The following is a 13,513-nucleotide window of genomic DNA, read 5'->3' as shown; positions in this document are numbered from 1 at the left end:
ATTTCGAGCGGCAGGGGGCCGCCGAAAAAGATGCCCGTCCGTATGGTCAGCGGTGCGGGTATCCCGAGCCGATGGGGGAGCCAATCCGCCCCCGGCTACAACAAGAAGACCACCAAAGGAGACAACAATGGAAGCACGCTTCATTCGCCGCAGCGCGATGACGATGGCGGTCGGCCTGGCCCTGGGGGCCGCCGGTACCGCACAGGCCACCAACGGCTACTTCGCCCATGGCTACGGCATCAAGGCCAAAGGCATGGGCGGCGTCGGCATGGCCATCTCGCAGGACGCCTACGCCCCGGGCATCAACCCGGCCGGCATCGCCGGGATGGAGTCCCGCTTCGACGGGGCCCTGACCTACTTCCGGCCGGAACGCTCGTATGAGGTGTCGGGTAATCCAACGGTACAGCCTGGTCAAGGCTTCGGGCTGGCTCCCGGCGAAGTCGAGAGCGACAGCAAGAACTTCTTCATCCCGTCGCTGGGTTTCGTCCAGCAGATCGATCGCGACCGTTCCTGGGGCATCGCCTTCCTCGGTAATGGGGGCATGAACACGGACTATCCGGCTTTCGAAAACGCGTTTTGTCCGGGGCCCACCGGTGCCGGGGGGCAGACGCCGCCTACAGGCACCACCGGTCCGTTCTGTGATGGCTCGGCCGGAGTGAACCTGGAGCAGCTGGCGATCATCCCGACCTATGCGCAGAAGTTCGCCGACGGTCGGGTGAGCGTCGGCTTCAGCCCGATCATCTCCTACCAGCGCTTCGAGGCGAAGGGGATCCAGACCTTTGCCGATTTCGGGGCGTCCGATGATCCGGAGAACTTCAGCGGGAACGGCACGGACGACTCCTGGGGCTATGGCGCGCAAATCGGCATCCAGGCCGAGGTCGCGGAGGGTGTGCACCTGGGGGCCAACTACCGGTCGAAGATCCGCAACTCGGATTTCGACGACTATGCCGGGCTGTTCGCCGAGGGCGGGTCGTTCGACATCCCGTCGACCTGGGGCATGGGCGTGGCCTGGGAGGTGACCCCCACGGTGACCCTGGTAGCGGACTATCAGCGGATCAACTACTCGGACGTGGATGCGATCTCCAATTCCGGGCCCAGCCTGCAGGACCTGGGCGCGGCTGCTCAAGGCCAGCCGTTTTTCGGCACCTCCGATGGTCGCGGCTTCGGCTGGGACGACATCAACGTCTACAAGATCGGTGCCCAGTTCGAGCTGCCGAACGACTGGCAGGTGCGCGTGGGTTACAACCGCGGTGACAATCCGATCGATTCGGACGAGGTGACCATGAACATCCTCGCCCCGGGCGTGATGAAGCATCACTACACCGCGGGCTTCACCAAGTCCTTCGGCGACCAGCATGAGCTGAGCTTCGCGGCCATGTACGCGCCCAGCAATTCGGTCTCCGGCGCGAACGCCTTCGACCCCGGTCAGGACATCGAGATCGAGATGAAGCAGTACGAACTGGAGCTGGGCTACAGCTACCGCTTCTGAGGTCGGCCCGTCGATCCCCCGGCCCCGGGGTTGCGGCCCCGGCCGGGGTCGACGGCGATGTCCCGCTTCCCATTGATCGAAGGAGCAGTATCCATGTCATTGTTTCATCGCAAGCCGCTGCAAGCCGGCGGCTCGACCGGGATCGTCCGGTCTCTGACGGCCGGGCTGGCGGCCGTGACCCTGATGGCCGCGGCTGCGTCCGCCACCGCGGACGAGTATCGCCCGTTTGTGCTGGCCTGGACCGACGGCGGGGCCGGCGTCTCCGACGTGGCCGACGAGGCGCGCGAGCGTCTGGAAGGCGCGGATTTCGAGATCCTCGGTGAGTACGACGTCACCGATTCGGCCCGCGTGCTGGTGGCAACCAGCGACGACCTGTTGGAGGCGGCCGCCTCGCATGACCGTGCCGCTTATATCGCACCGATGCGCGTCGGCATCACCGAGGTCGACGGCGAAGTGCAGGTCAGCTACACGCATCCGGTTTATTTCCAGCACGCCTACCGTGTCGAGCAGCCGCTGGACGGTGTCGCGGCGTCGCTGGAAGAGGCCCTCGGGGCCGAGGAGACCTTCGGCCACGAGGACGGCAAGAGCCAGCGCGACCTCAACCGGTATCGCTATGCCTTCGGCATGGAACGTTTCGACGCGCCCTACGAGCTGGGCAGCCGGGGCTCGCGTGCGGAAGCGCTCGAGGCGCTGAGTGCAGGTCTGGAGGAGCGGGCCGGGGGTGTCAGCGAGGTCTATCGCGTGGATATCCCGGGGCGCGACGCAACCCTGGTCGGCGTGGCGATCCGCGTCGCGGACGGGGCCGAGGAGGATGCTTCCGATCGCAACGCCCTGGAGACCGTGGACGTCAACGCACGTCGCCACACTGCCTACGTGCCTTACGAGGTCCTGGTCAATGGCGGCGACGTGGAGGCGCTGCACATGCGCTTTCGCATGGCGCTGCATTTCCCCGACCTGAGCATGCTGGGGTCGAACAGCTTTATCCAGCTGCGCAATGCCCCGGGAGCGGTGGAAGAGGCGCTGCAGGAGGCCACCGGATTCGCGTCCTCCGGCTTCCAGTGGGATGACTGAATCCCGGCCCGGGAAAAACCCCTGGTTGCACTCAAGAACCCCGGTCCGCCGGGGTTTCTTACGTAGGGGGGCCGGGGTTGTTTATCCTCCCCGTTCACTCGCGGCAGGAAGCAGGCCATGAAATCAATGAAAATCGCCAACATGGGCGAGATCCGCAACGAACTCAACAAGTACAAGAAGGGTCGCAAGCTGGACATCCATCAGTTCAACCAGGTCGCGCGTCAGGCGTGGCTCGGCAAACTGGTGATGCAGCCGCTGGACCTCGAAGATCCCGAATGCAAGGCGTTCCTGGTGTTCGTGCAGGAGCCCGAGGAGCTGGCGCAGCATTTCCTCGACACCGACCAGGAGCTGCTGGGCGGCATGCACATCATCGACGGCCAGCAGGCCGAGGCGCTGGTGGATATCATGCGCACCGGGGTCGAGGAACGGGCCAAGCTGTACGAGGATCTGTCGCGCTCCGACTTCTATTTCCGTTATTTCTACAAGCCGGGGAACGATGACAAGGATCAGGAGCAGCAGGGCGACGCGGCCGCCGGTCAGCCGTCGGAGGAATAAGGCGCGATGACGACCCCGGCCGCTCCGGAATGGATCGATGCCGGGGAGCGGTCGGCGACGGAGCTGCATGCCCTGTATACCGGGCTGGCGGCGTCCACTCCGCCGGACGCTCCGCCCCGGGTACTGTGGGCGCGCTCGCGCGAGGCGCATGTCTCGGTGGGCGGCAGTCAGGACCCCGAAGCCGACCTCGATCTGGACCACTGTGCCGCGCGTGGCATCCCGGTGGTGCGGCGCCCCCTGGGCGGTGGTTCGGTATGGGTGGATGCCGACCAGGACTGCTTCTTCGTGATCCGGCCGAGCCGTGTCCTCAAGCGCGGCCCCCGGCATCTGTTCGCGCAGGGCCTGGCCATGGCCGTGGACGTCTTGCGCGAGCTGGGCCTGCAGGGGGTGGAACCCCGCGGACAGGATGTCTGGGTGCAGGGCCGCAAGATCATGGGTACCGGTGCGGCCACCCTGAACGAGGGCTCGGTATTCGGCGCGAGCTTTCTCGGTCGTTTCCCGGTGGAGGATTTCCTCGCCTGTGTGCGGGCCCCCAGCGAGGGGTATCGCGAATGGCTGCGCCCGGTACTGGAGGCCGGCATGACCGACTGCGCCGGGGAGCTGGGGCGGGCGCCGGATTCCGCGGCCCTGCGCGACTCGCTGCGCCGGGTCACGGAACGCCGCTTCGAGGCGCCGCCGGTGGAGGTGACGCCGGACGCGCCGACCCTGGAGGCCTGGCTGGCGGCCGGTTACGAGGAACTGGACGATCTCGCGGACGGGGATGCGCGTCCGTCCGTGCCGGAGGGGATCCGGGTCAATCGTGACAATCACGTGTTCGAGACACGGGTGGCCTGCGGGCGCCTGCGCCTGCACGTGGAAGGACAGCACATCGCCCGCGTCTGGTGCGAGGACCCTGCGGTGGACCGCGTCCTCGGCGAGCGCGTGGCGGGCGAGCTGCCGGAACGTCTGCATCTGCGCTCGCGCCTGGCCGGCTGCCTCGACCCTGCGGTGGCCGATGCGGTCAGCGCCCGCATCGATGCGCTGTACCGCGGCATCGCCTGAATTTCCAAGGAGACACCGAGATGGCCGAACCGACGATCCAGCGCCGGCTGGAAAAGCGCATGATCCTGATGAGCCGGGACGGCGAGATGACCGAGCGCCTGCGGGCGCCGTTGCCCGACGACTGGCACATGGAGGCGACCACCGATCTGGAGGGTCTGGGAGACTGGAACGAGGTCCTGCTGTATCGCTTCCTGCTGCTGGATCTGGACGAGATCGAGGCCTTCGATCCGCTGGACGTGATCCGCACCCTGCGCATGGAATACCAGATCAACCTGCCGGTGTTCTGTTTCGGCGGGGATGCGGACATTCGTGACGAGATGCGCCTGGCGCGCGCGGATCGCTTCTTCGACCGGGACGAGATGGTCGAAAAGCTCCCCGAGTTCATCCGCATGTACGACTGGGGCTGAGTGCCCCGTCAGAAAGAAAGGCCCCAACAGAAAAGGCCCCGGGCTCAAGCCGCGGGGCCTTTTCGCTTCGTCGGTCCGCGTGTGCCGCGGAGCGGCGAATGGCGCGGCCTTCAGCCGATCCAGGCGTGCTCGAGGACGTCGATCCGGATCTTCTGGTGGTAGGTCTCGCCGTTGCCCTCGATCTCCAGGTCACCCATGCGGGTCCCCGCGGTGTCGTAGCTGAACTTGCAGTCGAAGCTGCCGGGCAGGGACACGCTGCTTTCGCAGAGGGTCTCGCCCTCCACGGTGAAGCGGCACTGCGCGGTGCCCGAGCCGTTCAGCATGGCCTGCAGGCGGAATTCCTCGTTCACCGGGCGACGGTACACTTCCGGGTCGCGGTTCGGGTTGTACTGGAGGTTGTTCAGCTTGACGAGTTTGACAAGTTTCATTGCGGGTCCTCTATTTACGCGCTGAATCCGAGTGAACTGGTTGGGTATAATCAAACCCGAAATCATACAACAATCCCCGCGCGATGACGATTCCGGGGTGCGCCCTCCCGGGAATGTGCCCGGAATCGTCATGCGACGTGACATACGAGGCGGCCTACAGGAGCCAGCATGAAGAACCTGATCAACCGCATGCGCGGAGTGGAACGCGACGTCATCGACAAGCCCGGCCAGGATGGCAGCCAGGGCGGCGCGCCCTTCTACAAGCCCCAGGCCGACGAGGTCGAGATCTTCCGGGCGGCCTATGCCAAGCGCCTTCCGGTGATGCTCAAGGGGCCGACCGGCTGCGGCAAGACCCGGTTTCTGGAGCATGTCGCGCATACCATCGGCCAGCCGCTGGTCACGGTGTCCTGCCACGAGGACCTCACCAGCTCCGACCTGGTGGGCCGCTTCCTGCTGGAGGGCGAGGAGACCGTGTGGCAGGACGGGCCGCTGACCCGCTCGGTCAAGGAGGGGGCGATCTGCTACCTCGACGAGATCGTCGAGGCACGCACCGACACCACCGTGGTCATCCACCCGCTGACCGACCACCGGCGCCAGCTGCCGCTGGACAAGAAGTCGCAGATCATCGATGCGCACGAGGACTTCATGCTGGTGATCTCCTACAACCCCGGTTACCAGACCGTGCTGAAGGACCTGAAGCCGTCCACCAAGCAGCGCTTCGTCGGCATCCATTTCGATTACCCCTCGGAAGAGGTCGAGCGCGAGATCGTCGCCAAGGAGTCCGGCGGTCTGGACGCCGATCGGGTGGAGAAGCTGGTCGCCGCCGGGCGCAAGGCGCGGGCGCTGAAGGACCACGGCCTGGATGAGGCGACCTCCACCCGCGCGCTGGCCTATGCCGGGGAGCTGATGCAGGCGGGCCTGAGCCCGCGCGTGGCCTGCCGCGCCGCGATGATCGCGCCGATCACCGATGACCCCGAGCTGATCCAGGCGCTGGAAGAGATCTTCGACGCCCACTTCCCAGAGTCGGAAGCCGCGTGAGCGAGCAGGCCCGCAACGACGGGGGCGCGAACACCGAGGCCGAGGATCTCGTCGAGATCGAGGAGATCCTGCAGCACCTCGAGGACATGAGCTTCGTCGCCCACCGCGACGCGAAGGAGGCCCTGCCGGCGATCCGCGAGTTCGGTGCCGGTCCCGCCCGGCGGTGGATCGAGACCGCGCGCGACCTGTTCTTCCATGACCGCGAGGCCGGCAAGAGCTTCATGCGGCATTCCGCGCGGATGGCCGAACACGTCGGCGGCGTGGAGCCGTGGCGTGCACAGGCCGCCGAATTCGCCCGCTGGGTGAATTCGGCCGATGCGCTCGAGGGGTTCATGAGCCAGGCCGACCGGGTGTTCGCCGCCTGGGGCGAGGACGGCGAGCGCGAGTGGTACGCGACCGGTCTGCGCTGGTGCGAGCGCAGCCTGCCGGACGCGCGGGCCTATTTCGAGACCGATTTCGACAAGCTCGCGGCCGGTCGCGGCATCGAGGGGCTGCGGGCCCTGATCGACCCGGCCGAGACCCTGTTCGACGAGCGCGGCCTGACCCTGGACTGCTACCTCGAAGGGGCGCCGATCGCGCGCAACCTGGTCGGCGATGGTGGTCTGCTGTCCTGGGCGCGGCGCGGGGCCGACCTGCTGAAGGCCGGGCGCTCGCGCGGCGAGGCGTATTTCCGCCTGGAGAGCGACGAGAGCCTGAAGCTGCTGCTGGACGCGCTGCCGGGGTTCCGTCCGCGCATGCACGGACGCTTCCTGCGGCTGGTGATGCTGGCCTGGCTGGACGCCGACATCCCGCTGGCGGATTCCAGCTGGAAGCCCGGCGAGGGCCGGCCGATGCTGGAGACCGACGGCCGGCGGCTGTTCATGCCGGCGGTGATGGACTCGCGCGAGGAGGCCCTGGTGGCCACCCAGCACGCCGCCGCCCATCTGGCCTACGACACCTACGCCCTGTCCCGCGTGGAGCGCCTGTTCGAGCGCGCGGGCAGCGAGCACCCGCCGCTGGACGACCGCTCGCGCATCACCTGGCGGCCGCTGTTCGCCGCCTTCGGCGAGCGCATGTTCCGTTTCCAGATCCTGTTCGACCTGGCCGAGGACCTGCGGGTGAACGCCCGGGTCGCGCCGCGCATCCCGCGCTTTCTCGAACGGCTGGTGCGGCTGGCCGAGGCGTACGAGCGCCCGGCCGAACCGGCCGGCACCTATTTCGATTTCGCCCTGCGGGCGCACCGGGCGTTGCTGGAGGGGCGTGAGCCGGAGGATCCACGGCTCGCGCGCATGCTGGCGCCCGAGGCCGACGTGGTGACCGCCTGGGAGGTGGCCGAGGAGCTGTTCGCCGACGGGGCCTTCCCCGAGATCACCATCGAAGAACGCGCCGAGGCCTACCTGCCCGGGCTGTCGCTGAACGCGGCGCTGCCGGTCTATCCCCAGCGCGAGCGTAACGGCGAGCTGGCGGACTTCCGCGACCACGAGGCGCACGACGAGCACAAGTTCGAGCACGAGAAGCAGGAAGAGCAGCCGCAGCAGGCCCCGGAGGACGCGCAGAAGGACCCGGACGCGGACATCCAGACCCCGCAGCAGGAGACCTCCGGCACCGGCGGGCGGATCGGCACCGGGATCCCGCAGCCGGCCCAGGTGGCCAAGCGCGCGGCGCCGTACACGCCGAAGAAGGACGGCATCCTGTACCCCGAGTGGGACTACCGCGAGCAGCGCTACATCTCCGACTGGGTCAACCTCTACGAGCGCGTGCTGGACGACGAAGAGCCCGACCGCGCGGCGGAGATCCTCACCCGGCATGCCGACACCCTGAAGCGCCTGACCCGGGGTCTGGAGATGCAGCGCCCGATGCGCCCGGCGCCGCTGCGCAAACAGATGGACGGCGACGAGCTGGATACCGAGGCGGTGATCGATTATGTCGCCGACAAGAAGGCGGGGCTGTCGCCCAAGGCCTTCATCTACCGCCGTCGCGCGGTGCTGCACCGCGACACCTCGGTGCTGATGCTGGCGGACATGTCGACCTCCATCATGGCGCGGCATCCGGGCGGGCAGGGCAAGATCGTCGACCGCGTGCGCGAGGGCATGATGCTGTTCGCCGAGGCCATCGACCGGGTCGGCGATCCCTGTGCGCTCGCCGGGTTCGCCTCCAAGCAGCGCGATCAGGTCAACTACTACTGGCTGAAGGACTTCAACGAAGACCTGAGCGCCACCGTGCGCAACCGCATCGCCGGGGTCTCCGGGCGCCTGGCCTCGCGCATGGGCGCGGGCATTCGCCACTCGCTGGAGGCCTTCCGGCGCAGCTCGGCCCAGCGCCGCCTGCTGCTGATCCTGTCCGACGGCCGCCCGGCCGACTACGACGACGGCGGCGATCAGCGCTACCTGCACGAGGACACGCGCATGGCCATGAAAGAGGCGGTGGACGCCGGCGTGCACCCGTTCTGCGTCACCCTGGACCCATCCGGCTCGGAATACCTGCCGGCGATCTTCGGCCCCGGCCACTACACCATCATCGACCACGTGGACGAGCTGCCGCGCCGTCTGCCCGAGATCTACCTGAGGCTGCGCCACCAGTGAATGCCACCCCCGAAGCCGCCCCCGAAGCCGCCCCCGTCGCTGCCCCGGACGCCGCATCCGGTCCGGCGCGCCGCCACGCGACGCTGCTGCACGCCCCGCGCTATCGCGGGCACAGCTACGGCGACAACCATCCGCTCGGCATCCCGCGGGTGTCGCTGACCATCGACCTGATTGAGGCCTACGATGCCGTCACCCCCGGCGAGATGGCGGTGACCCGCAAGGCCATGCCCGCCGAGCTCGAGTGGCTGCATACCCGCGACTACGTGACCGCCATGCAGCGCGCCGAGGCGCTGGGCAAGGTGTTCCAGCGCTACCGCGACCGCCACAACATCGGCAACTTCGAGAACCCGTTCTTCGCCGGCTTCTTCTCCACCCCGGCCACCGCCACCTATGGTTCCATCCAGGGTGCCGAGGTCGTGCTGGAGGGTGGCATGGCCTTCAATCCGGCCGGCGGCATGCACCATGCCGCCCCCGACCAGGCGCGCGGCTTCTGCTACTTCAACGACTGCGCCCTGGGCATCATGCGCCTGCGCCAGAGGGGGGCACGGGTGCTGTACCTGGATATCGACGCCCATCATGGCGACGGTGTGGAGGCGGCATTCGCCGACGACCCGGACGTGCTTACCGTGTCCCTGCACATGGATACCGAATACGGCTATCCGTTCCAGGGCGGGCGCATCGAGGACACCGGCCGGCTGGGCAACGCGGTCAACCTGCCGCTGCCGAAAGAGACCAACGACACGGAATTCCACAGCGCCTTCAGCCGCATCTGGGAGGCGGCGCGTACCCGGTGGCAGCCGGATTACGTGGTGGTGCAGGCCGGCACCGATGCGCTGCTGCCGGACCCGCTGGGCAAGTTCGGCATCTCCACCCAGTGCTTCCTCGCCTGCATCGACGACGTGATCGAGACCAGCCCGCGCCACGGCGACGGCACGCCGAAGCTGCTGGTGCTCGGGGGCGGCGGCTACCATCCGCTGGCGCTGGCCCGCTGCTGGACCGGCGTGTGGGCACAGCTCACCGGCCGCGAGCTGCCCGCCCTGCTGCCCGAGGCCGGGCAGGCCCTGCTGCGCGAGGTCGACTGGGACATGGACGAGGAAGAGGAGTGGTACGACAACCTGTTCGTATCCCGCCTCGACGCGGACCGCAGCGGCCCGGTGCGCGCCGAACTGGAACAGCGCCTGGAGCGGCTGTTCGCGACCCATCCCCTGCTGGTGCTTTCCTAGCGCACGTCGACCACGCGGCTGGCGCGCTGGAAGCGAACGTGCCAGCCCTGCCAGGCGGGCAGTTCCCAGCGCTTCGGGTCGTCGCGCCGGTTGCCGTCGATTTTCTCTGCGGTGACGGTACGGCGGGCGACGTTGTAATGGATGCGCATGTGCAGGCCCGAGAGCCGCACCTCGCGCGGATAGCGGCGATCGAACCGTTCGCGTTCCCACTCGGGTACGCCCTCGAACGCCAGGTCCTCCGGTTCCAGCAGGACCACGTCCTCGTCCGACTCCACGCCCAGGGTCTGCAGGCGGCGGGCCAGCCAGTCGCGGGCGTCCGGGACCTCGCCCTGCTCGAAGCCCAGCGCGAGATACAGCGCCCAGGCGTCGAGGTCGTCGCGCAGGCGCGAGCCGGCGGGGGCGAGCAGTTGGTCCTCCAGGATCAGCGCGGCCAGTGCCTCGCGCGCCGCGGCGCCTGCGGGGCGGGTGCGGTCGCTGCGCAGTACGCGCCCGGCATGCCACCAGTCGCGGCGGACCACGAGTCCGTCCGCGGACCATTCGGGATCGGCGATGGCCGGCGTGGCCACCCCCGCGTCGATCAGGGCATCGGGCTCCAGCGGCGCGAGCACCGTGGCGATGGTGCGGGTGTCGCGGGTGCCCTTGCCGGGCAGGCTGTGGCTGTCGAACACCACGGCCGCCTCGACATCCTCGGCCAGCAGCGAATCCCGACCGATCTCCGCCTCCTCGCCGCCGTTGCCCAGCGCAAAGCGGCGGCGCTCGCGGCGCACGAACGCCAGCTCGGGGGCGGCAGCCACCGCGGCGGTCAGGGCCCGGGGCGCGGTGGCCGCGAGCGGCTCCGACTCCGGTTCCTGCTGCGGTTCCTGTTGCGATTCCCGGGCGGGCAGGCCGGCCAGCTCGCGCACCTGACGGGCCAGATGGCGTGCCTCGCGGCGTTCCTCCCGGCGAATGCGAACCCCCTCGGGTGCGTGGCCGCGCACCGCGGCGACCCGCAGCGTCGCATCACAGGCCCGTCCGAGGGCGGCGAGTGCATCCTGCCGTTCGCGTTCGTCGTCGGGCGGCACCGCGACCGCGCGGCGGCTGCCGAGGGCGCCGGCCAGGTCGGCCATGAACGTGGCCGTCGCCGCATCCGGCATGGCCAGCACCAGATGGGCCAGCGCGGTGTCCACCGGCAGGGCGAACAGGCGTCGGCCGTGCGCGGTGGCGCGACCGTCCGCGGCGATCGCGTGCATCGCCCGCAGCCGGTCTTCGGCGCGCTCCAGGGCCTCCTCGCGCGGGGCATCGGGGAATGCGAGTTCGCGTGCCGGGCGGTCGCAGCAGGCGGCCGCCAGCACGGGTTCGGTGAGCTCCTCGCGCTGCAGCTCCGGCGGGGTGTTCGCAGCCAGCGGGGCATTGTGGCCCCACAGGCGCAGGCACAGCCCTGGCGCAGTGCGGCCCGCGCGCCCGCGCCGCTGCTCCGCGCTGTCGGCGGCGATCGCCTGCAGCGCCAGCACGGTGCGGCCGTTGCGCCGACCCGTGCGGCGCTCCAGGCCGCTGTCGACCACGGCGGTCACCCCGGGCACGGTCACCGAGCTTTCGGCGACATTGGTGGCGAGGATCACCCGGCGTTCCTGCCCCGGCTGCAGGGCACGGCGCTGCGCCTCGGCGCTGGCGCCGGCGTGCAGCTCGATGCAGGCCACCGGGTCGTTCGTCAGGGCCCGCGCCGCGGCGGCGATCTCGCCGCGCCCGGGCAGGAAGGCGAGGACGTCGCCGTCGGTGCGCGTGAGTGCGGTGCGTACGCCTTCGGCCACGCGCGTGGCCAGGTCCTTCGCATGGGGCATCGCCTGCGGGTCCGCGGCGAGGTGCTCCAGCGCGACCGGGTGGGAGCGGCCGGGGCTCTCGAGACAGGTGCCGCCGAGATCGCGGGCGAGGCGCGCGCCGTCGATGGTGGCCGAGGTGATCACCAGGCGGTGGCGTCCGGTCTCGGTCAGCAGGGCGTAGAGCAGGTCGGTGTCCCAGCGGCGTTCGTGGAACTCGTCGAGGACCACCACCGCGAAATCCGCGAGGCCGTGGTGCGCCAGCCATTGCAGGGCCATCCCGGGGGTGGCGAATACGATCTGCGTGTCGCGATCGCAGCGCACCTCGCCGCGCACGGCGAAGCCCGCCTCGCGCCCGGGTTTGCCGCCGAGCAGGCCGGCCACCCAGTGCGCCAGGCTGGTGGCCGCCACCCGGCGCGGTTCCACCACCAGCACGCGCCCCTGTTCCCGCGCCCACACCGGCAGGCGCGTCGACTTGCCCGAACCGGTCGCCGCCGATACCACCACCGGGCCGTCGGCCAGCGCCGCGGCAAAGTCCCCGTGCAGGGCGTCGATGGGCATTTCTTCGCTCATGCGGGCGAAGTGTCCACACAGCGACGGGCCGATCAAGCCCGCCAGGCGTGCGGTGGCGGGCCTGGCGCTCAGTCTGACGGTGGGCGGGGCCTGGGTCGGCTGAGGCCGGGTCCGGGGAAACGCCGCTCCGGCGTCCGATGGCGGTCACTCACGCGACTTGCGGGCCAGGGCGTCCTGCTGCTGCTCCAGTGACAGGTGCTGGTGGACATAGTCGCGGGCGTCGGCGGCCGAGGGGTGTCCCTGGTCGGCCGCGCGCGAGAACCATACCCAGGCCTCGACCGGATCCTGTTCCACGCCATGGCCTTCGGCCAGGAAGATGCCCAGGTTGTACTGCGCCTGCATCTGCCCCTGGCGGGCCGCCAGCCGGTACCAGTGGGCGGCCTCGCGCTGGTCCCGGGCGATCCCGTGACCGCGGTCCAGCAGCACGCCCAGGTTGGTACGCGCCGCGGGATGGCCGTCATCGGCGGCGACGCGATACCAGTGCGCCGCCTGCGCCGGATCGCATTCCACTCCCTTGCCGTCGCGGTACAGGTTGCCGAGGCGGGCGGCGGCCTCGCCGTCGCCGTCCTCCGCGGCCTGGCGGTACCAGCGTACGGCCTCGGCCAGATCGGCGATCACGCCGTGGCCCTGTTCCAGCAGCCGGGCGAGGTTGCAGGCCGCTCCGGCATGACCGGCGCCGGCGGCCCGTGCGTACAGCCGGCCGGCTTCGGCGGGGTCGGCATCGCAGCCGCGGCCGGTTTCGTACGCCACCCCCAGACTGTTCAGGGCATCGGGATCGCCCTGTTCGGCCGCTTTCTCCCACCAGGCGACGGCCTCCGCGGCGGCTTCCGGGGTGACCTCGCTGGCGAAGCGCAGAACGCCCAGGTTGTACTGGGCGTTCGCGTGACCGGCCTGCGCCGCGCGGCGATACCAGGTCTCGGCCTCCTCCGCGGGATCACCCTCGGCGACCCCCTGTTCGGCCAGCAGGCCGAGGTTGAAGCAGGCATCCGGCAGGCCCAGCTCGGCTGCGCGTTTCCAGTGCTCGCGGGCCCGCTGCACGTCCGATTCGACGCCCAGGCCGCTGGCGTACAGCACGCCCAGGCCAAGATGGGCGCCGGCATGCGGTCCGTCGGCGCGTTCACTCCAGATTCGGTGGGCTGCGGCAAAGTCGCCGCGTTCCAGGGCCTCGAAGCCGGCTTCGTCTTGCGGTTCGACGCCCGTCTGCGGGGCGTGTTCGGGGTCTTCGGGGGCGGTCATCTCGGGCGGTATTCCGGGCGGCACGATGGGGCCGCCAGCTTCGCAGCATTCCGGGGCTGGCCGCAAACGATCGGGGGGGACGCAGGTCGGGCACCCTC

General features: G+C 69.6%; 11 protein-coding genes. 8 read left to right on the top strand and 3 right to left on the bottom strand.

Going from position 1 to position 13,513, the window contains the following annotated elements:
- Window positions 1–127: 127 nt before the first annotated feature.
- The 5 genes from F788_RS0107370 to F788_RS0107350 all read left to right on the top strand — a co-directional run bounded on the left by F788_RS0107370 (window position 128) and on the right by F788_RS0107350 (window position 4,563).
- On the top strand, window positions 128–1,489 hold the full coding sequence (locus F788_RS0107370; protein WP_019589751.1) for an OmpP1/FadL family transporter: 1,362 nt from the start codon (window positions 128–130) through the stop codon (window positions 1,487–1,489).
- A 93-nt stretch (window positions 1,490–1,582) separates the two neighbouring features.
- Window positions 1,583–2,560 carry a hypothetical protein gene (locus tag F788_RS0107365; protein WP_019589750.1) on the top strand — a complete coding sequence of 326 codons (978 nt, stop codon included), beginning with the start codon at window positions 1,583–1,585 and terminating at the stop codon, window positions 2,558–2,560.
- Between the two features lie 117 nt (window positions 2,561–2,677).
- The gene (locus F788_RS0107360) at window positions 2,678–3,115 is read left to right on the top strand and encodes a hypothetical protein (protein WP_026279531.1); all 438 of its coding nucleotides are present in this window, start codon (window positions 2,678–2,680) and stop codon (window positions 3,113–3,115) included.
- Between the two features lie 6 nt (window positions 3,116–3,121).
- Complete coding sequence (locus tag F788_RS0107355; RefSeq protein WP_019589749.1) at window positions 3,122–4,156, top strand: lipoate--protein ligase family protein; 1,035 nt, start codon at window positions 3,122–3,124, stop codon at window positions 4,154–4,156.
- Window positions 4,157–4,176: 20 nt separating this feature from the next.
- The gene (locus tag F788_RS0107350; protein WP_019021801.1) at window positions 4,177–4,563 is read left to right on the top strand and encodes a hypothetical protein; all 387 of its coding nucleotides are present in this window, start codon (window positions 4,177–4,179) and stop codon (window positions 4,561–4,563) included.
- Window positions 4,564–4,673: 110 nt separating this feature from the next.
- On the opposite strand, the gene F788_RS0107345 is transcribed toward F788_RS0107350, so the two are convergent.
- Entirely contained in the window at window positions 4,674–4,991 is a 318-nt protein-coding gene (locus F788_RS0107345) for a hypothetical protein (protein WP_018870306.1), read from the bottom strand.
- Between the two features lie 168 nt (window positions 4,992–5,159).
- Between F788_RS0107345 and F788_RS0107340 the strand changes: the two genes are divergently transcribed.
- Genes F788_RS0107340 through F788_RS0107330 form a run of 3 tightly spaced genes read left to right on the top strand, consistent with a single transcriptional unit; the run spans window position 5,160 to window position 9,813 of the window.
- Window positions 5,160–6,029, top strand: coding sequence for a CbbQ/NirQ/NorQ/GpvN family protein (locus F788_RS0107340; protein ID WP_019589748.1), 870 nt, complete (start codon window positions 5,160–5,162; stop codon window positions 6,027–6,029).
- Complete coding sequence (locus tag F788_RS0107335; protein WP_019589747.1) at window positions 6,026–8,590, top strand: VWA domain-containing protein; 2,565 nt, start codon at window positions 6,026–6,028, stop codon at window positions 8,588–8,590. The genes F788_RS0107340 and F788_RS0107335 overlap by 4 nt, the downstream gene beginning before the upstream one ends.
- Window positions 8,587–9,813: an acetoin utilization protein AcuC gene (locus F788_RS0107330; protein ID WP_019589746.1), complete on the top strand. Its 1,227-nt coding sequence runs from the start codon at window positions 8,587–8,589 to the stop codon at window positions 9,811–9,813. Before F788_RS0107335 ends, F788_RS0107330 begins: the two co-directional genes overlap by 4 nt.
- Here the strand turns inward: F788_RS0107330 and F788_RS0107325 are convergent.
- Together F788_RS0107325 and F788_RS0107320 are read right to left on the bottom strand one after the other, a co-directional pair.
- On the bottom strand, window positions 9,810–12,167 hold the full coding sequence (locus tag F788_RS0107325) for a helicase-related protein (protein WP_019589745.1): 2,358 nt from the start codon (window positions 12,165–12,167) through the stop codon (window positions 9,810–9,812). The two genes, F788_RS0107330 and F788_RS0107325, sit on opposite strands and share 4 nt — an antisense overlap.
- A 156-nt stretch (window positions 12,168–12,323) precedes the next feature.
- Window positions 12,324–13,415 carry an SEL1-like repeat protein gene (locus F788_RS0107320; RefSeq protein WP_019589744.1) on the bottom strand — a complete coding sequence of 364 codons (1,092 nt, stop codon included), beginning with the start codon at window positions 13,413–13,415 and terminating at the stop codon, window positions 12,324–12,326.
- Between the last annotated feature and the right edge of the window lie 98 nt (window positions 13,416–13,513).

Source organism: Thioalkalivibrio sp. ALE10 (assembly GCF_000381385.1).
GTDB lineage: Bacteria > Pseudomonadota > Gammaproteobacteria > Ectothiorhodospirales > Ectothiorhodospiraceae > Thioalkalivibrio.
This window is presented reverse-complemented; position numbering and strand designations above follow the sequence as displayed.

Coding starts and splice junctions, on each gene's coding strand:
- F788_RS0107370 (WP_019589751.1), top strand. CDS start 128: ATGGAAGCACGCTTCATTCGCCGCAGCGCGATGACGATGGCGGTCGGC.
- F788_RS0107365 (WP_019589750.1), top strand. CDS start 1,583: ATGTCATTGTTTCATCGCAAGCCGCTGCAAGCCGGCGGCTCGACCGGG.
- F788_RS0107360 (WP_026279531.1), top strand. CDS start 2,678: ATGAAATCAATGAAAATCGCCAACATGGGCGAGATCCGCAACGAACTC.
- F788_RS0107355 (WP_019589749.1), top strand. CDS start 3,122: ATGACGACCCCGGCCGCTCCGGAATGGATCGATGCCGGGGAGCGGTCG.
- F788_RS0107350 (WP_019021801.1), top strand. CDS start 4,177: ATGGCCGAACCGACGATCCAGCGCCGGCTGGAAAAGCGCATGATCCTG.
- F788_RS0107345 (WP_018870306.1), bottom strand. CDS start 4,991: ATGAAACTTGTCAAACTCGTCAAGCTGAACAACCTCCAGTACAACCCG.
- F788_RS0107340 (WP_019589748.1), top strand. CDS start 5,160: ATGAAGAACCTGATCAACCGCATGCGCGGAGTGGAACGCGACGTCATC.
- F788_RS0107325 (WP_019589745.1), bottom strand. CDS start 12,167: ATGCCCATCGACGCCCTGCACGGGGACTTTGCCGCGGCGCTGGCCGAC.
- F788_RS0107320 (WP_019589744.1), bottom strand. CDS start 13,415: ATGACCGCCCCCGAAGACCCCGAACACGCCCCGCAGACGGGCGTCGAA.